This window comes from Aequorivita xiaoshiensis (assembly GCF_022008395.1).
GTDB lineage: Bacteria > Bacteroidota > Bacteroidia > Flavobacteriales > Flavobacteriaceae > Aequorivita > Aequorivita xiaoshiensis.
The window spans coordinates 78,809-97,467 of sequence record NZ_JAIRBB010000008.1 but is presented as its reverse complement, the minus strand read 5'-3'; the positions used below and the strand labels follow the sequence as shown (position 1 = coordinate 97,467).

Below are 18,659 nucleotides of genomic sequence, written 5' to 3'. Positions count from 1 at the left end.
ATTAGGTATAAAAATAATTTAAATGAATAGATCAAGTTTAAAATGAAGATACTAGTAATAGATAATTACGACAGTTTCGTTTACAATTTAGTCCACTATTTAGAGGAATTAGATTGCGAAGTAACTATTAAACGCAACGATAAGTTTTACTTAGAAGAAGTCGAAGATTACGATAAAATTTTGCTTTCACCGGGTCCTGGGATTCCCGACGAAGCTGGATTGCTGAAAGAAGTAATTCAGAAGTACGCCTCTTTAAAGCCGATATTAGGCGTTTGTTTGGGGCAACAAGCAATTGGCGAAGTGTTTGGCGGGACATTAGAAAACTTAAGCAAAGTTTTTCACGGAGTTGCCACCACCGCTACCATTGTAAAAGCCGACGAACCTCTTTTTAAAGGAATGGAAAAAGAATTTGAAATAGGACGATATCACAGTTGGGTTGTTTCTAAAGAAGGCTTTCCGGAAGTTTTAGAGGTTACTTCTTTGGATGAAAACGGACAAATAATGTCGCTACGCCATAAAGTATATGATGTTTGTGGCGTTCAGTTTCACCCTGAAAGCGTACTTACCCCAATGGGAAAACAGATTATAAAAAATTGGATCGAAAGCTAATATGAAACAGATTTTAAACAGATTGATTAATCACGAGCATCTTGAAAAAGAAGAGGCTAGAGCGGTCTTAGTAAATATTTCGGAAGGCAAATACAATCACAGTCAGATAGCTGCTTTCTTAACGGTTTATATGATGCGAAATGTATGCCTTGAAGAGTTGGAAGGGTTTCGTGATGCTTTGCTAGATCTTTGTTTATCGATAGATTTTAGCGATTACAACACTATAGATTTATGTGGCACCGGGGGTGACGGAAAAAACACGTTTAACATTTCAACCTTAGCGTCGTTTGTTACTGCTGGGGCTGGAATAAAAGTCACAAAACACGGTAATTACGGAGTATCTTCGGTTAGCGGTAGCAGTAATGTAATGGAAGCGCTTGGAATTAATTTCACAAATAATGAAGACAACCTAAAGCGCTGTCTAGACAAAGCGGGAATTTGCGTTTTACACGCACCATTATTTCATCCTGCAATGAAAAATGTTGCTCCCATTCGCAGAGAATTAGGCGTAAAGACTTTCTTTAATATGCTCGGACCTATGGTAAATCCCGTGAATCCAAAAAATCAGTTAGTAGGAGTTTTCGATTTAGAGATGGCAAGAATCTATGGTTATCTCTATCAAAAAAGTGAAAAGAATTATGCTGTTTTACACGCAATTGATGGTTACGATGAAATTTCGTTAACAGGACCCACTAAGATAATTTCAAAAAATTCTGAAGGCTTCATAAATGTTGAAAATTTTGGAATGAATAAAATTCAGGAATCAGAAATCTACGGCGGCAACACAGTAAGAGAATCGGCCGAAATCTTTCAGAATATTTTAAACGGCAAAGGCACCGAGGCTCAAAACAATGTAGTTTGTGCAAATGCAGGAATGGCAATTTCAGTTGTTGAGAATCGTACGATTCTGCAAGGTTTTGAAAAAGCCAAAGAATCATTGCAATCTGGAAAAGCTTTAAATTCATTAAAAAAATTACAAGAACTTTCTAAATAAAAAAATTAAATAAACACTTGCTTAAGCGCTGCTGAAACCTGAACAAATTTCCAAAAACTGAAGTCAAACGGAAATCTTACACATAAATAAAAATGACAATCCTAGATAAAATAATAGCTTACAAACTAAAAGAAGTTGCTGCCAAGAAGGACGCAATTCCAACTCGTTTACTGGAGAGATTTCCGTTGTTTAAAAAAGAAACGAAGTCATTAGCTGAGATTTTACAGAGTTCAACTACGGGAGTTATTGCCGAACACAAGCGTCGCTCCCCTAGCAAATCGGTTATTAATGATAGGGTTCTAAGCCACGAAGTAGTAACTGGTTATGAAGAAGCTGGAGCTACAGGAATTTCAATATTGACGGATGCTAATTTTTTTGGAGGTTCGTTAGAAGATTTATTGGTTACTGAAAAGCATACTTCAATTCCAATTTTAAGAAAAGAATTTATAATTGATCCTTATCAAATATACGAATCGAAAGCTTACGGAGCAGATGCGATATTATTGATTGCTGCTTGTCTTTCTTCTGAAGAGTTGAAACAGTATTCCCATCTAGCAAAATCTTTAAATCTAGATGTGTTGTTGGAAATTCACAAATTGGAAGAACTCGAAAAATCATTATTACCCAATGTAGATATGATTGGTGTAAACAACAGAAATCTAAAAGATTTTAAAGTAAATATAGACACCAGTAAAAAATTATCGGAACATATACCCGATGATTTTGTAAAAGTTTCTGAAAGCGGTATTAGCGAAATTAAAACCATTTCAGATCTAAAAACCTATGGATTTCAAGGATTTTTAATAGGTGAAAACTTTATGAAAACTGAGAACCCTGGAGAAAGTGCAAAACTTTTTATAAGCTCCATGTAGATTGTACAACTTGCAAGGTAAATTAAAATATACATATGAATATTAAGCTGAAAATCTGCGGCATAAAACAAAACATCGCTGAAGTAGCAAAACTTCAGCCAGATTATATGGGATTTATCTTTTATGATGAAAGTCCGCGATATTTCAATGCGGAAGAAATCCCACAACTACCTGCAGGCGTTAAGAAAGTTGGTGTTTTTGTAGATGAAAAGATTTCAAAAGTTATTGAATTGACTAGTAAATATGCTTTAGATATAATCCAGCTTCACGGTAATGAAAGCAATGAGTATATACGGGATTTGCAATCTAATCTTGAGTTTTCGGGTACGCTTGTTTGGAAAGCTTTTAGTCTTCATGATAAATTCGACTTTAGTGAATTATCACCTTATGAAAATACAGTAGATAAATTTCTTTTCGACACAAAAGGAAAGGAAAAAGGAGGAAACGGCTACACTTTCAATTGGGAAATTTTAAAAGACTATACATTAAATAAACCTTTCATTTTAAGTGGTGGCATTGGTTTAGAAGAAATGGAATCGCTAAAAGAGCTTCTACAAACCGACCTCCCAATTTACGCAATTGATGTAAACAGTAGATTTGAAACTAAACCAGGCTTGAAAAATACGGAAGATTTAAAAAGGTTCAAAAATGAATTATAACATAAACGAAAAAGGTTATTACGGCGATTTTGGCGGTGCATACATTCCTGAAATGCTTTATCCAAATGTGGAAGAGCTAAGGCAGAATTATTTGAAAGTTATGAGGGAAGAATCTTTTCAAAAGGAATTCCGCCAATTACTTAAAGAATATGTTGGACGCCCTACTCCACTCTATTTTGCAAAACGTCTTTCAGAAAAATACAAGACCAAAATTTATTTAAAACGAGAAGATCTTTGTCATACAGGAGCTCATAAAGTAAACAACACCATCGGGCAGATTTTAATGGCAAAGCGATTGGGAAAAACTCGTATAATTGCTGAAACAGGTGCAGGTCAGCACGGAGTTGCAACAGCTACCGTTTGCGCTTTAATGGGGTTAGAATGCATTATTTTTATGGGAGAAGTTGACATTAAACGTCAAGCCCCAAACGTTGCTAGAATGAAAATGCTTGGCGCAAAAGTGGTTCCAGCAACAAGTGGAAGTAAAACCTTAAAAGATGCTACCAACGAAGCCATTCGCGATTGGATTAACAACCCTGTTGATACACATTATATTATAGGAAGTGTAGTAGGGCCACATCCATATCCAGATATGGTTGCGAGATTTCAAAGTGTAATTTCTGAAGAAATAAAAACACAGCTACGTGAAAAAGAAAATCGCAAAAACCCAGACTTTGTTGTGGCTTGCGTTGGCGGAGGAAGTAACGCTGCAGGCGCATTTTATCATTATTTAGACAATTTAGAGGTAGGACTTATTGCTGTAGAAGCTGCTGGAAAAGGCATTGATAGTGGTGAAAGTGCTGCAACCTCAGCATTAGGGAAAGTGGGAATTATTCACGGTAGTAAAACGCTATTGATGCAAACAGCAGACGGACAAATAACAGAGCCCTACTCCATTTCTGCTGGTTTAGATTATCCTGGCGTCGGCCCAATGCACGCCAATTTATTTACTTCGGGCCGAGGAGAATTTATCTCAATTACCGATGATAAAGCAATGAAAGCAGGTCTTGAATTGTGCAAACTAGAAGGCATTATTCCCGCAATAGAAAGCAGTCACGCTCTTGCAATTTTTGAAACGAGAAAATTTAAAAGAGATGATGTAATTGTTGTGAATTTAAGTGGCCGAGGTGATAAGGATCTTGACACTTTTATAAGATATTTCGACCTCTAAATAAATCTATACTTATTTGATTTAATTGTTAGCTATGAATAGAATTCAAAATAAACTATCAGAAAAAAAACTGTATCACAACAAGGCGGAAAAATTGCTGTCAATCTATTTTACTGCTGGATATCCTAAATTGGATGATACTGTTGAAATTCTTCAGCAATTGGAGGAAAGCGGTGTCGATATGGTTGAAATCGGTTTGCCTTTTAGCGATCCTTTGGCAGACGGCCCCACTATTCAAGATAGTTCACAACTAGCCTTAAAGAATGGGATGACTACCGAAATTCTTTTTCAGCAACTGAAAGATGTGCGTAAAACTGTTTCAATTCCACTTATAATTATGGGGTATTTTAATCCTATTCTACAATATGGAGTAGAAGATTTTTGTGAAAAATGTGCAGAAGTAGGCATCGACGGCCTTATCCTACCCGATCTTCCCTTGTCGGAATACAAAGAGCATTACCACGAAACTTTTAAAAAGTACAATTTGATAAATGTATTTTTAATTACACCCCAAACTTCTGATGATCGCATTAGGCAAATTGATACAGCTTCCGATGGATTTATATACTTAGTGAGCAGTTCAAGTGTTACGGGGAATTTGGATGGATTTGATGAGAATCAAGAAAATTACTTCAATCGTGTGGCGTCCATGCAGCTAAAAAACCCTCTAATTGTAGGATTCGGAATTAAGGATGCTACTACTTTTAAACAGGCAACTTCAAAAACTGAAGGCGCCATAATTGGTAGTGCTTTTATAAAAACACTTGCTAGGAATGGCAAAAGTGGAATTTCGAACTTTATAGCCTCTATCCGTGAGGTTTAACCATTATTTAGCAAGAGTTTAATATAATTTGTACTAAGATTTCTGTAATTTGGTGGTAAATCAAAAAAGAAGAGATTATGGAAAAGAAATTTGAAAGAAAAAAAGAGCAAAAAAATCCAACTAACCCAACTGGGAAGACAAAACGCGAAAACAATGAGTTTGATATTGACAAAAAGACAATCAAAAAACAACAAAATAAAAACTAAAGTATTGTCATATCAGGCTTGCAACGTTTATTCAGTTATAAAGATTATTTAGATTATGGGGAAAGGAGATAAGAAAACCAAACGCGGAAAAATTAATATTGGTTCCTTTGGAAAATTGAGGCCAAAGCGCAAAAAGTTCAAGGTTAGGAGTATGCCCACTAAGGGATCACAAGTAAAATAAGAGTAAAAATTTCATCTCGTAAACTATGATTGCGACCTTTTGTAAATTTTTAAGGTATTTAGATTAACATGTTTGTTCTAAATACCTTTTCTTTTTTAAATGATTCCTAAGAAACTAAGTCGAAATACTATCTTTGCAGCCAAATCATATTTAAGTAAATGAATCAGCCCGTTTCTGGATTTTCTAAAAAAACCAAAGCCGAAAAAATTGAATGGTTGGCAGAAAATTATCTGCAGAACAATCCAAATTCCATTCAAATTTTAAAAGATTACTGGAATGAAGATGCTTCTTTACAGCAACTTCACGACGATTTTATTGAAAATACACTTTCAAACTATTACCTCCCATTTGGTATAGCGCCTAATTTTTTAATAAATAAAAAGCTTTACGCTTTACCTATGGTAATAGAAGAAAGCTCCGTAGTGGCTGCAGCTAGTAATGCTGCAAAATTCTGGTTTGAACGTGGGGGTTTTAAAGCTGAAGTGATTTCAACAGACAAAAATGGACAAATTCACTTGAATTTCTACGGAAAGGAAAAGAGTCTTGAAACATTTTTTGAAGAAATAAAACCTAAACTACGCGAGAGCATTCAGTCTATCGAGAAAAATATGAAAGCTCGGGGGGGTGGACTTTTAGAACTATCCTTAGTTGATAAATCACATATTTTGGAAGGCTATTTTTACATCCACGCTACTTTTGAAACCTTGGATGCTATGGGAGCCAACTTTATTAATAGTTGTTTAGAGAAAATGGCTCAGGTTTTTGAAAATGAAGCTAGAAATTCTGAAGTATTTCAAAAAGAAAACACCTTCCCAGAAGTTGTAATGAGTATACTCTCCAACTATGTACCTGAATGTTTAGTTCGAGCTGAAGTAAGTTGTAAGATTGATGAACTTACAACAAAACACCACGATGGGAAACAGTTTGCTGAAAAGTTTGTAAGAGCTATTGAAATAGCAAAAACCGAAACAAGACGCGCAGTTACACATAACAAGGGAATAATGAATGGCATAGATGCAGTGGTGTTGGCTACTGGAAACGATTTCCGTGCTGTTGAAGCTGGAGTTCACGCCTATGCCGCAAAAAACAACTACTACGGAAGCTTAACTCACGCAAAAATTGAAGGCGATACATTCACTTTTTGGATCGAATTACCTTTAGCAATTGGAACTATTGGAGGTTTAACCTCCCTTCACCCTTTAACTAAGCTTGCTTTTGAAATATTACAAAAGCCAAATGCTAAAGAATTGATGAAGATAATTGCAGTTGCTGGCTTAGCGCAAAATTTTGCTGCAGTTCGGTCACTAGTTACTACAGGAATTCAAAAAGGACATATGAAAATGCACCTGATGAATATTATGAATCAAATGCAGGCTACTAAGGATGAAAAAAATAAAGCTTTAGTGTATTTTAAAGAAAATGCTATTTCTCATAGTTCGGTAGAAGCATTTTTGAAGGAATTGAGAAGCTGAGGACTTTAATAAAATAGAAAATTGAATAAAAACTTTCATAGCAACGGTAAATTACTACTCACAGGAGAATATGTCGTTCTTAGTGGGGCTTCTGCCTTAGCGATTCCAACAGCTTATGGACAAAGTTTAAAAGTTGAATTTTCAGAAATCAAGGGGGTTCATTGGGAAAGCTATGATGAGAATGGTGCTATTTGGTTTTCAGACTTTTTCGACTTAGATAGCTTAAAGAGCAAAAATTCGGAAAGCCCCATTTCTAAAACTTTATCAAATATTCTGCTTGAAGCTAGACGTTTAAATCCAGAATTTTTTTTAAAAGAAAAAGGACTTCACGTTACTACAACACTCAATTTCCCTCGTAATTGGGGGTTAGGCACCTCTTCTACTTTAATAAATAATATTGCCCAATGGGCAAATGTTGACGCATTTCAATTACTTAACAATAGTTTTGGAGGTAGCGGATACGATATTGCAGCGGCTCAAAACGACACTCCAATAGTATATAGGATAACCAATGGAGTTCCCGAAATAAATAAAGTACATCTTCCTTGGGATTTCACCGATTCGATCTTTTTTGTTTATCTGAATCAGAAACAAGACAGTAAGCAAGGGATTTCAAGATTTAAAAAAACGACTGTCAAGAAAGAAACTCTTAAGAGAATTTCGGAGATTACAAATTCACTTTTAGTTTGCAGTTCACTTGAGGAATTTGAAAATTTGATGAAGGAACACGAGCAAATTATTTCAGAAATAATAAACCTACCTACAGTGAAGTCGAAGTTATTCAGTGATTTTTCAGGTATCGTAAAAAGCTTAGGCGCGTGGGGTGGAGATTTTGTTTTAGCTACTGGGAACAAAACAGAAATGGAGTATTTTAGAGAAAAAGGATTTAAAAAAATCGTATCTTTTGCAGATATGATTAAATCCTAAATCTCTATGAAGCATATAATAATTGCCGTTTTTACACTGTTTTCTGTCGGTACATCAAATTCACAAACAAAAGTTTATTCAGGAAATTCCAATTACAGCGGCGATATTATTTGTAATATCAAGGATGGTAAGGTTTATAAGAAAAACTCAAATTATTCAGGAGACATAATTTGTAACATTTCTAATAATAAAATTTACAATAAAAATTCAAGCTATTCTGGAGACATTCTTTATACAGTCTCTGAAGGAAAGGTTTATAAAGATGATTCAAATTATTCTGGAGATATTGTATTAAACATCAAAGATGGAAAAGTGTATGAAAATTTCTCAACATACTCTGGAGACATTTTAATGAATTTTAAGGATGTAAAGGTTTACAAAGGAAATTCAAATTATAGTGGCGACATACTTATTACAATGAATGACTTTGTAACTATTGAGGAATTTGTAGCTATATACTATGTATACAGTTACGTTTATTAAAAATTAAAATTATTACTTAAAGCAAAAAACCCGAAACGATAGTTTCGGGTTTTTAAGTGGTGCCTCCAAGAATCGAACTAGGGACACACGGATTTTCAGTCCGTTGCTCTACCAACTGAGCTAAGGCACCATTGTTTGAGACGGCAAATATAAAGCATATTTCGATTTCACAAAACTTTATTTGAAAAAAATATTGATTTTTTTTCGCTCTATTTAATATGTCCTTAACAATAAGTTAATTAGCATGTGTGTACTTTTACGCACTTAATAATAATTATGAATCTTGTAATTGATGTAGGAAACACTTCAATAAAGTTCGGAGTGTTTGATTTGGAGGTGATTAAGTGGAAAACGACTAGTAATAAGCATGGTTTTCTTCAAACCTTGGATGAAATTTCAAAAACATTTCCTTCTATTGAAAATTGTATAATTTCGTCTGTCGCTAATCTTTCAAAGGAACACTTATCTAAATTAGAAGAGCGTTTTAATGTTTTACGTTTAAATCATCAAACAAAAGTTCCATTCATAAATAGATATGCTACACCTCAAACTTTGGGTATAGATCGTATAGCATTAATGAGCGCAGCATCTTTTCAACATAAAAATAAAAACGTATTGGTGATTGATGCTGGCACTTGCATCACTTATGATTTTATTAATTCGGAAAATGAATATTTAGGTGGCGCCATATCACCGGGGATTGCAATGCGCTATAAATCGCTACATACGTTTACAGATAAACTTCCGTTATTAGAAAAGGCTCATCCAAATTCGTATATAGGAAACAACACTGCTAACGCAATACATTCGGGTATAGTGAAAGCTGTTTTGTTCGAAATTGATGGTTATATAGCTGAGTACAAAAAAGAAAACGAGAATTTAACAGTTATTTTAACAGGAGGAGACACACATTTTTTGCGAGATAGTATAAAAAATGACATCTTTGCCAACTCAAATTTTTTATTGGAGGGATTGAACCATATTTTAGAATATAACAAACATTCATGTTTAGAAAAATAATAATTGGTTTATTTTTGCTAATAGCCGGCTCTACAATGCTAGCTCAAGAAGGAACCACCTCGCCATATTCTTTTTATGGAATAGGATCGTTGAAATTTCGCGGAACTGCCGAAAATAGATCAATGGGAGGAATCGGCGTCTTCACAGATAGCATTCATATAAACTTACAGAATCCTGCGGGATATGCAGGACTACGCTTAGTGAACTTTTCAGTAGGTGCGAGCCATAAAGCTCAAAAGCAAAAAAGTGACACTGGTAGCCAAAACACTTCGTCTACATCATTAGACTATTTAGCTATGGGAATTCCTATGGGTAAATTCGGAATGGGATTTGGACTTCTACCCTACACTGCTGTTGGCTATGACTTTTATTCGGAAGTATCAGACGGACTTACAGAATACTCTGGAAGCGGTGGTTTAAATAAAGTATTCCTATCCTTAGCATATCAAGTTACTCCTGAATTTAGCTTAGGTGTTGATACCAACTACAATTTCGGAAAGATAGAAAACACTGCAACAACTCAGAAATCTGATTTACAATATGGAACCCAAATTTACAATAGCTCGGACTTATTAGGTTTTAGTTTTAGTTTTGGTGCCCTGTACAAGAAGATGATTACAGACAAACTTGAATTAACTGGTTCTGTAACGTATTCTCCTGGTACAAGTTTTAATTCAGAAAACTTTAGAAGAATAGGAACTGTAAATATCTCCCCTGTTGGGATAATTCCTGTTGATGAAAGAGAAGTTACTGTAGCGGATACCGACTTTACTTTCCCCTCACAACTAACTTTAGGAGCGGGATTGAGCAAGCCTAAATACTGGGGAATTGGGGTTGAATATACCAACCAACAAACTAGCAATTTCTCAAATCGCACTTTTACTATAGATCAAGTAACTTACAAAAATGCATCTAAAATAAAATTAGGCGGATATTACATTCCTAATTACAATTCATTTGGAAACTACTTTGACAGAGTGGTTTACAGAGCCGGAGCACGTTTTGAACAGACAGGTTTAGCTGTAAATGGTCAGGACATAAACGAGTTTGGCATATCTTTTGGGTTAGGACTACCTGTAGGTCGATTATTCTCTAATATGAACTTAGGGTTTGAAATCGGCAAACGCGGAACCACCGACTTTGGATTGATACAAGAAAACTTTTTTAATACATATTTGAGTTTCTCATTAAATGACCGTTGGTTCGAAAAAAGATTATACGATTAATACAATAACAGCAATTCCATGAAAACTAAATTCATTTTACTATTTACCATTGTCTTATTAGCAACTTCAGCAAAAACATTTGCTCAAGCTCCTGATGATTGTGCAATTACCTTATCATACTTTACCGAGCCGGCTAGAATTAAGAATTACGAAGCCGCACTTCCTTATTACGAGCAATTAATTAAAGAATGTCCAAACTACCATATCGCTACTTACCAATATGGTGTAAAAATGTTTGAATACTTTATTGAAGAAAAAGGTGATAAAAGTAAAGTAAAAGACCTTATTCAAGCTTGGGAATTGAGGCTTGAAAACTTTCCTGCTAAAACTAAGGAGGGAGATGTTCTTTCAACTATTGCACAGTTAAAGTTCGACAACAACATTGGAACTAAAAAGGAACAATTTAACGCTTTTGACACTGCTTTTAACAAGCACCCAGAAGATTTTACTAGCGGAAAGAGCTTGTATACTTACTTCTCTTTAGCTGTAGATTTACATAATTCAGGAGAAAAAGAGCTTCAAGAAATATTTGATCTTTATGACAAAGTAACTGCTAAAATTGATTCTCAAAAAAACTCACTAGCTGAAAAGCTTACTGTGTTATTAAACAAAGCTGAAAGCGGAACAACACTTACTAGCAAGGAAGAACGCGCTAAAGCTGTTTACGAAAACAACTTGAGTGTTTATACAACTGTAGAAGGAAGTGTAAATGGTAAATTAGGTCAGTTAGCTGATTGCCCTAACTTAATTCCTCTTTACGAAAAAGATTACGAAGCGAAGAAAAACGATATCGATTGGATTAAATCTGCAAGTAACAGATTGGATGCAAAAGATTGTGATAGCCCACTTTCAAACAAGTTAGCTGTTCGTCTTCACGAATTAGAGCCAAGCTCTACGTCTGCATACCTATTAGGAAAGCAAGCTGAGGCTGAAGGTAAGTCATCTAAAGCACTAGAATACTTCAACCAAGCTGCAGATCTTGAAAATGACAACTCTAAAAAAGCACGTATTTACTACAGTATCGCTGAAAACTACCGTAAGAAAGGAAGCTTTGGTACTGCTAGAAACTATTACAACAAAATGTTAGCAGTTAAACCATCTGCTGGTATTGCTTATTACAAAATTGGTGCTATGTACGCAGACAGTGCAAACGGATGCGGAAATACAGTTTTTGAAAAGAGAGCTATGTATTGGTTAGCGGCAGATATGATGGATAAGGCTGCACGTGTTGATGGAACTATAGCTGGAAATGCCAGAGCTGCTGCAAGTAGTTATAGAGGGCGTGCTCCACAAAAAAGTGATATCTTTAGCGAAGGAATGGCCGGAAAAACAGTTAAATTTAACTGTTGGGTTGGCGGTAGCGTAAGAGTTCCTAACTTATAAGAATGAACACAGCATTAAATATTGTTAAAAGCGTGATGGCCATAATTATGGTCATCACGCTTTTTGCATGTGAAAGCAATTACAAAAACGTTAAAAAACTCACACTATCTGATGGTGCACCTATCGCAGAAGGTGAAGGCATAAATTTTAAATACACAGATTCGGGCAAACTTATTACCAACCTTTTAGCTGAAAAATTACTTGATTTTTCCAACCAAAAATTTCCATACAAAGAATTTCCAAATGGAATTGAAGTTAAATTTTGGGATAAGGAAGGTAAAAAAAGTACTGTAAATTCTGATTACGCTATTCAATATGACGGTACAGGATTGGTAGATTTGCGTGAAAATGTTGTTATTGTAACAGCAGATAGTGTTATACTTAAGGCTCAACAGCTTTATTGGGATCAAAAAAATCAATGGGTATTTACAGACCAACCCTACCAAATAAAATTTAAGGATGGCTCCTATAATAACGGAGGAAGATTTGATGGAAATCAAGACTTCACAATTTTTTCTTCACGAAAAAATGAAGGCGTCCAATTAATCGATAAAAATAAAACCGAAGATGTTAAGTAAAGCTTACTTGTTTTTTGAATACGCATACCTTGCCGTTGCAGTGTTTTTTATATACGAAACCGTAAACAATTGGAGTGACGATAGAAGCCGTGCCTATTTATATTTGTTTTTTGCTGTAGTTGCAATTGGGATGTTTTTCTTTAAAAGAAACTTTAGAAAAAAGATGAATAACCAAGACAAATAAGTCATTTTAAAATTACAAACTTGTAATTTTGAATATTGGATTCTAAATTCTGACCTTTGAGCAACCTATGGATTATAGCATTATAATAATATTTACAATGTTAATTCTCTCCGCATTTTTTTCGGGGATGGAAATAGCCTACGTTTCTTCCAATAAAATCCATATCGAAATTGAAAAAAAGCAAAACAACTTTTTAGCTGGAGTTTTAAAAAAAATAACAAAACGCCCTTCAAAGTTTATTGCTACAATGCTCGTCGGAAACAATATTGCGCTAGTTATATATGGTTTCTATATGGGTGATTTACTCATGAATTATATTCCGCTCGCTGGATTTAGCGGTTTATTAATTCAAACCATTATATCAACATTAGTAATTTTAATGACTGCGGAGTTTCTTCCGAAGGTGTTTTTTCAAATCTACGCCAACAACTTAGTGAAAATATTCGCGGTTCCCGCCTATTTTTTCTATGTTCTTTTTTCATTGATTTCAGAATTTATAATCTGGATTTCAGACCTAGTTTTAAAATTCGTTTTTAAAACTGAAGGAGATACTGTTCAATTAAGCTTTAGTAAGCTAGAGCTAGGAAATTATATTTCTGAGCAAATGGATATAGCCGAAACCAAAGAAGAAATGGATTCGGAAATTCAAATCTTTCAAAACGCACTAGACTTTTCTGAAGTTAAATCTAGAGAAGCAATGATTCCAAGAACTGAAATTGTAGCCGTAGATATTGATACTTCCCCAAAAGAACTAGCTAAAATATTTACTGAAACTGGGTTTTCTAAGATTTTAATTTACAAAGAAAACATAGACGACATTTTGGGCTATGTTCACTCCTTCGAACTTTTCAAAAAACCATCAACCATTAAAAAGGTTTTGATGCCTGTGATTTTTGTTCCTGAAACTATGCTCATTAAAGACGTGCTTGCCGTTCTTAGTAAAAAAAGAAAAAGTATAGCAGTAGTTATTGACGAATATGGTGGAACAAGCGGAATAATTACAGTAGAAGATATTATTGAAGAACTTTTTGGCGACATTGAAGATGAACACGATAGTATCGCTTTAATCGAAGAAAAACTCGGAGAAGACCACTACAAATTCTCTGCACGATTAGAAGTAGATTACATAAATGAAAATTACGATTTAAATCTAAACGAAAGTGAAAACTACGAAACGTTAGGCGGATTGATAGTTAATTTCACCGAAGAGATTCCCGATAAAGGCGAAACCGTAGAGATAGATAATCACCTTTTCACTATACTAGAAGTATCTAGTACCAAGATAGAACTAGTAGAAGTTAGAAACATAGGCGAAGATTAGAAATTAAATAATCACCACTTTTTTCAATTTAGTTTTTATTAATGAGTTGAAAATGCTATTTTCGCCACCTATAAATTTGAACATCAAATGGCAATCTTAAACAGCATTAGAAAAAGAGGGATATTTCTTATCCTTATTATCGCATTAGCACTTTTCGCCTTTATTTTAAGCGATATAATATCAAAAGGAAGCACAGGACCTAAAGGTCAAGATACCATTGCAACGGTAAATGGTAATGAAATTCCAAGACAAAGCTTCATGGAGCAAGTAGAGGCAACCCAACGTAATATGGGTCCTAATGCAAACGCTACACAAGCTATGAATATGGTTTGGGATCGTGAATTACGCCGTGTAATCATGGAAGAGCAAATTGAGAAAGTAGGTATAACTGCAGAAAAAGCTCAAATTGATAATGCATTAAAAACTGCTTTAGCAAATAACCCTACATTTTTAAATGAGGCAGGACAGGTTGATGACGCTAAAATTCAAGAATACATTGCCAGCATTAAAGCTTCATCACCTCAAATGTATGCACAATGGCTAACTTTTGAAGAAAACATAGCCAACAATGTAGTTCAAACAACCTATAACAATATGATCATGGGCGGATTACGCGCAACTATTGCTGAAGGTGAACAAGAATACCATTATAAAAACGACAATTTAAATCTTCAGTATGTTTTAGTGCCTTACACTAAAATTGCAGATGAAGAAGTTAAAGTGTCTGAAGATGAGATTAAAAAATATGTGTCGGCTCACGCTAACGACTATAAGGTAGAGGCGCAAGCAGATATCCAATATGTATTTTACGAAGAAACTCCATCAGAATCTGATTCTGAAGAAGCTAAGGCTGAAATCACTGCTTTATTAAACGACAAAGTTGAGTTTAACCAAGACACAAAATCTAACGATACCATTCCTGGGTTTAGAAACACCAACGATTACGAAGAATTTGTAAATGCAAATTCAGACGTTCCTTTCTTTGACCAATGGTTATTCAAAAAAGATCTTCCTGCATCGGAGGCAGAAAACTTAATTAACCTTAATAAAGGTGATGTTTACGGACCATTTAAAGTAGATCACTCTCTTTACCTTACAAAAGTATTAGACACTAAGCAAATGCCAGATTCTACCGAGTCTAAGCACATCTTAATTAGATATGTTGGTACAATGCGTGCTCCAGAAACAATCACTAAAACTAAAGAAGAAGCTAGAAAATTAGCAGACAGCCTTTTAAGTGTTGTTAAAAGAGACAAATCTAAATTCGCTGAACTTGCTGAAGAATTTTCTGATGATGGATCTGCAACTAACGGAGGAGATTTAGGAAACTCTACTCCAGGTAGAATGGTTCCTCCATTTGACGAGTTTATCTTCAACAATCCAACAGGAACGGTAGGTTTAGTAGAAACAGATTTCGGTTTCCATATTGTTGAAGTAGGAAAGCAATCAGCTGCTAAAAAAGCTCTTAAACTTGCGACAGTTGTGAAAGCTGTAGAGCCTTCAGATAAAACAATAAACAACGTATTTTCTGACGCGTCTAAATTTGAGCTTGCTGCAAAAGACGGAGACTTTAACGAATTAGCTAAAGCTAGCAATCTTGAAGTAAAACCAGTAAATAAATTAGGTAAAATGGATTCTAATATCCCTGGTATCGGAGATAACAGGTCAATTATCAACTGGGCTTTTGAAAAAGACACTAAGGTTGGTGACACAAAACGTTTCAGTGTACCAAACGGATATGTAATCGCTCAGGTTACACGTAAAAACGAAAAAGGATTAATGAGTGTTGCAGATGCTTCTAGTAGAGTTATTCCAATTTTACGCAACGAGAAAAAAGCGAAAATGATACGTGAGTCAATTACTGGTACTACCTTAGACGAAATTGCTAAAAGTCAAGGAGTAATTGTTCAAACTGCAACAGGTGTAAATATGGCTGCTCCAACAATTGGTGCAAGCAGAGAACCTAAGGCTGTAGGAATTGCTTTTGGTACTAAACCTGGCGAAACTACTGAATTGATAGATGGAAATAAAGGTGTATACAAAATAAAAGTAACTGCCTTCAACCCTGCTCCAAAAATGGAATCGTATGCAAATTATGCAAACCAAATGAGTAATCAAACTGTACCTGGAGCACAGAATGCAGTTTATAACGCACTTAAAAAGAAAGCAGAAATTGAAGATAATCGCGCTAACTTTTACTAGTCGCTAATTTCATATAAATTTTAAAAGCCCTGTTGCATTTTTTTGTAACGGGGCTTTTCTTTAAAAAGCATTTTTTAACAAACCATACTATAAAAATTCTTTATTTTTAAAAACAAAGAAAAAGACACATCTAATCATCATGGATAATAAAGAACTTATTGAAGCCCTTGTAGAAAAATACACCAATCTTGGTGAAAATCCTGAAACATACCTAAAAGGATTGCTACAAGCAAAACCAATTAATTATTGGGATTATATACAAGTAGATACGCTACTATCGCTGCAAAAAACTCGAACTGATTATAAAGACGAAGAGATTTTTGTTATGTATCATCAAGTAACAGAGCTTACTTTAAAAATGATGATACACGAAATCAAACAACTTTCAGAAGGTGAAAACCTTTCAGAAGAGATTTGGATTACAAAACTAGATAGACTAAAAAGGTATACAAGAATGCTTATCACCTCTTTCGATATTATGAAAGAAGGAATGAGCTATGAAGACTATAACATCTTCAGATCTACACTTACACCTGCTAGCGGATTCCAAAGTGCTTCCTTCCGCTATTTAGAATTATATAGCACTAAACTTGAAAACTTGGTGAATAGCAAGGGGCAAGAAAGATTACCTGAAAATCCTACTTTAGACGATTATTTTGAAAATCTATATTGGAAAGATGCTGGATATAACAGGAAAACAGGCAAAAAAACATTAACCCTTATCCAATTTATAGAAAAATACGAAGACGATTTTAAATCTTTAGCCAAGAAACTTAAAGGTAAAACTCTTGAAGAAAGAGTGATGCAAATGGACAACCCTTCTGATGAGCTAAAGGAAAAACTAAAACAGTTCGACCATTTTTACAATGTAGCTTGGCCATTAGTTCATTTGGATACTGCACAACATTATCTTGACAGTAAAGGTGAAAATAAGACCGCTACTGGTGGTTCGGAATGGAAAAAATACCTGCATCCAAAATACCAGCAGCGTAAGTTTTTTCCTAACCTTTGGTCTAAAGAAGAACTCGCTTCTTGGGGGGAATAACTTGGATTGTTAACCAACAATAAGTTGGTAAAGGATAATAGTGAGGTTTGAAATTGGGATACAAAAACTTGTAGTTGTGGATATTCAAATTAAAAGAATTTATGAAGAAGCATCTAAGGATGATGGCTATAGGGTTTTAGTAGACCGTATATGGCCTAGAGGCGTAAGTAAAAAAGAAGCAAAGCTTGACAAATGGATGAAGGAAATTGCTCCATCCTCAGATCTTCGAAAATGGTTCAATCATAAAGAAGGACGCTTTAATGACTTTTCAAAAAAATACAATAGTGAACTTGAAAAGCATTCGGATTTGGTAACTGAGCTTATTCAAAAAAGTAAAAAAAACAAACTTACTCTTTTGTTTGCCGCTAAGGACACAAAACACAATCAAGCAATTGTATTAAAGAAGCACCTTGAAAATAAAGTAGACAAATAATCGTAACCTATTACTTTCTTGACCATGAAGTATATTTTATTACCCTTATTCCTTCTATTATCTTTCAATATAAGCGCCCAAGTTATAAATGCCGAATCTTTTAGAAGAGTTACAGACACATCTGGATTTTCAGGGTCAACTAGTTTAGACTTTGCCTTAAAACGTGATGTTAATGACAAGCTGAGTATAAAGAATAACATTCACGTACAATACAAAATGAATCGACATTTAGTCCTTCTTAAAAATGAAATAGAATTTCAAAGAATTGAAGGTGATAAATTTGAAAACAGAGGTATTCAACATCTTCGCTATAACTACAATCTTTTCCCAAACATAACCTGGGAAGTTTTTGGTCAAGGGCAATACAATAAAGTTTCCAAAATCGATTTTCGTGGCCTTGTAGGAACGGGACCGCGTTTCAAACTAACACAGCTAGAAGACTATAAATTCTATTTAGGAACTTTACTGATGTATGAACACGAAAAACGAGATGACATTCTCAATCCAATTAAAAAAGGAATAAGAGGATCTATTTACTTTTCATTTAGTCTTTATCCTCAAGACTACCTAACAGTAATTAGCACTACCTATTACCAACCTATGCTAAAAAGTATAACAGACGATTATAGAGTTTCCTCTCAAACATCATTATTGGTTCATCTCTTCAAAAATTTTAGTTTTAAAACCACCTACACTTTTAATTACGATGAAATCCCTGCCGAAGGAATTCCTAATTCCCAATACGAACTAACAACAGGGGTAGTTTATTCTTTCGATTAAAAAGTTTGAAACTTTAGTTAACACCTATCGTTTTCAAAAACTACTTATCTATATTTACATAAAATGACGATACGATTATCTTCAAATACA

At 34.6% G+C, this 18,659-nt stretch carries 21 protein-coding genes and 1 tRNA gene; 21 read left to right on the top strand and 1 reads right to left on the bottom strand.

Annotated elements, in window-relative coordinates:
• Positions 1 to 42: 42 nt before the first annotated feature.
• The 11 genes from K8344_RS10200 (at position 43) to K8344_RS10155 (ending at position 8,397) form a co-directional block, all read left to right on the top strand.
• Positions 43 to 609 carry an anthranilate synthase component II gene (locus K8344_RS10200; RefSeq protein ID WP_237608587.1) on the top strand — a complete coding sequence of 189 codons (567 nt, stop codon included), beginning with the start codon at positions 43 to 45 and terminating at the stop codon, positions 607 to 609.
• A 1-nt stretch (position 610) separates the two neighbouring features.
• The gene (trpD, locus tag K8344_RS10195) at positions 611 to 1,603 is read left to right on the top strand and encodes an anthranilate phosphoribosyltransferase (RefSeq protein ID WP_237608586.1); all 993 of its coding nucleotides are present in this window, start codon (positions 611 to 613) and stop codon (positions 1,601 to 1,603) included.
• A gap of 92 nt (positions 1,604 to 1,695) precedes the next feature.
• Positions 1,696 to 2,475, top strand: a complete 780-nt coding sequence (trpC, locus tag K8344_RS10190) for an indole-3-glycerol phosphate synthase TrpC (RefSeq protein ID WP_237608585.1) — start codon at positions 1,696 to 1,698, stop codon at positions 2,473 to 2,475.
• Positions 2,476 to 2,510: 35 nt separating this feature from the next.
• Positions 2,511 to 3,134, top strand: coding sequence for a phosphoribosylanthranilate isomerase (locus K8344_RS10185; RefSeq protein ID WP_237608584.1), 624 nt, complete (start codon positions 2,511 to 2,513; stop codon positions 3,132 to 3,134).
• Complete coding sequence (gene trpB, locus K8344_RS10180; RefSeq protein WP_237608583.1) at positions 3,124 to 4,305, top strand: tryptophan synthase subunit beta; 1,182 nt, start codon at positions 3,124 to 3,126, stop codon at positions 4,303 to 4,305. Before K8344_RS10185 ends, trpB begins: the two co-directional genes overlap by 11 nt.
• 34 nt (positions 4,306 to 4,339) lie before the next feature.
• Positions 4,340 to 5,128: a tryptophan synthase subunit alpha gene (gene trpA / locus K8344_RS10175; RefSeq protein ID WP_237608582.1), complete on the top strand. Its 789-nt coding sequence runs from the start codon at positions 4,340 to 4,342 to the stop codon at positions 5,126 to 5,128.
• A gap of 77 nt (positions 5,129 to 5,205) precedes the next feature.
• Entirely contained in the window at positions 5,206 to 5,334 is a 129-nt protein-coding gene (locus tag K8344_RS14155) for a hypothetical protein (protein WP_260402650.1), read from the top strand.
• Between the two features lie 55 nt (positions 5,335 to 5,389).
• Positions 5,390 to 5,515 carry a 30S ribosomal protein THX gene (locus tag K8344_RS10170; protein ID WP_237608581.1) on the top strand — a complete coding sequence of 42 codons (126 nt, stop codon included), beginning with the start codon at positions 5,390 to 5,392 and terminating at the stop codon, positions 5,513 to 5,515.
• Between the two features lie 158 nt (positions 5,516 to 5,673).
• On the top strand, positions 5,674 to 6,987 hold the full coding sequence (locus K8344_RS10165; protein WP_237608580.1) for a hydroxymethylglutaryl-CoA reductase, degradative: 1,314 nt from the start codon (positions 5,674 to 5,676) through the stop codon (positions 6,985 to 6,987).
• 21 nt (positions 6,988 to 7,008) lie between these two features.
• Positions 7,009 to 7,914: a GYDIA family GHMP kinase gene (locus tag K8344_RS10160; RefSeq protein WP_237608579.1), complete on the top strand. Its 906-nt coding sequence runs from the start codon at positions 7,009 to 7,011 to the stop codon at positions 7,912 to 7,914.
• 6 nt (positions 7,915 to 7,920) lie between these two features.
• Positions 7,921 to 8,397 carry a hypothetical protein gene (locus tag K8344_RS10155; protein WP_237608578.1) on the top strand — a complete coding sequence of 159 codons (477 nt, stop codon included), beginning with the start codon at positions 7,921 to 7,923 and terminating at the stop codon, positions 8,395 to 8,397.
• Positions 8,398 to 8,454: 57 nt separating this feature from the next.
• Here the strand turns inward: K8344_RS10155 and K8344_RS10150 are convergent.
• Positions 8,455 to 8,527, bottom strand: a tRNA-Phe gene (locus K8344_RS10150).
• 146 nt (positions 8,528 to 8,673) lie between these two features.
• Between K8344_RS10150 and K8344_RS10145 the strand changes: the two genes are divergently transcribed.
• The 10 genes from K8344_RS10145 (at position 8,674) to K8344_RS10100 (ending at position 18,569) form a co-directional block, all read left to right on the top strand.
• Positions 8,674 to 9,417 carry a type III pantothenate kinase gene (locus K8344_RS10145; protein WP_237608577.1) on the top strand — a complete coding sequence of 248 codons (744 nt, stop codon included), beginning with the start codon at positions 8,674 to 8,676 and terminating at the stop codon, positions 9,415 to 9,417.
• Complete coding sequence (bamG, locus tag K8344_RS10140) at positions 9,402 to 10,643, top strand: BamG family beta-barrel-assembly machinery protein (RefSeq protein ID WP_237608576.1); 1,242 nt, start codon at positions 9,402 to 9,404, stop codon at positions 10,641 to 10,643. Before K8344_RS10145 ends, bamG begins: the two co-directional genes overlap by 16 nt.
• An 18-nt stretch (positions 10,644 to 10,661) precedes the next feature.
• Entirely contained in the window at positions 10,662 to 12,026 is a 1,365-nt protein-coding gene (locus K8344_RS10135; RefSeq protein ID WP_237608575.1) for a tetratricopeptide repeat protein, read from the top strand.
• A 2-nt stretch (positions 12,027 to 12,028) separates the two neighbouring features.
• Positions 12,029 to 12,604, top strand: a complete 576-nt coding sequence (gene lptC, locus K8344_RS10130) for an LPS export ABC transporter periplasmic protein LptC (RefSeq protein WP_237608574.1) — start codon at positions 12,029 to 12,031, stop codon at positions 12,602 to 12,604.
• Positions 12,594 to 12,788, top strand: a complete 195-nt coding sequence (locus tag K8344_RS10125) for a hypothetical protein (protein ID WP_237608573.1) — start codon at positions 12,594 to 12,596, stop codon at positions 12,786 to 12,788. Before lptC ends, K8344_RS10125 begins: the two co-directional genes overlap by 11 nt.
• Positions 12,789 to 12,855: 67 nt before the next feature.
• The gene (locus K8344_RS10120) at positions 12,856 to 14,109 is read left to right on the top strand and encodes a hemolysin family protein (RefSeq protein WP_237608572.1); all 1,254 of its coding nucleotides are present in this window, start codon (positions 12,856 to 12,858) and stop codon (positions 14,107 to 14,109) included.
• A gap of 87 nt (positions 14,110 to 14,196) precedes the next feature.
• Positions 14,197 to 16,311, top strand: coding sequence for a peptidylprolyl isomerase (locus K8344_RS10115; protein ID WP_237608571.1), 2,115 nt, complete (start codon positions 14,197 to 14,199; stop codon positions 16,309 to 16,311).
• A gap of 139 nt (positions 16,312 to 16,450) precedes the next feature.
• The gene (locus K8344_RS10110) at positions 16,451 to 17,356 is read left to right on the top strand and encodes a tryptophan 2,3-dioxygenase family protein (RefSeq protein WP_237608570.1); all 906 of its coding nucleotides are present in this window, start codon (positions 16,451 to 16,453) and stop codon (positions 17,354 to 17,356) included.
• 76 nt (positions 17,357 to 17,432) lie between these two features.
• Positions 17,433 to 17,789 (top strand): DUF488 domain-containing protein, encoded by a 357-nt coding sequence (locus K8344_RS10105; protein WP_237608569.1) that lies wholly within the window; start codon positions 17,433 to 17,435, stop codon positions 17,787 to 17,789.
• A 24-nt stretch (positions 17,790 to 17,813) separates the two neighbouring features.
• Entirely contained in the window at positions 17,814 to 18,569 is a 756-nt protein-coding gene (locus K8344_RS10100) for a DUF481 domain-containing protein (RefSeq protein WP_237608568.1), read from the top strand.
• Positions 18,570 to 18,659 lie beyond the last annotated feature (90 nt).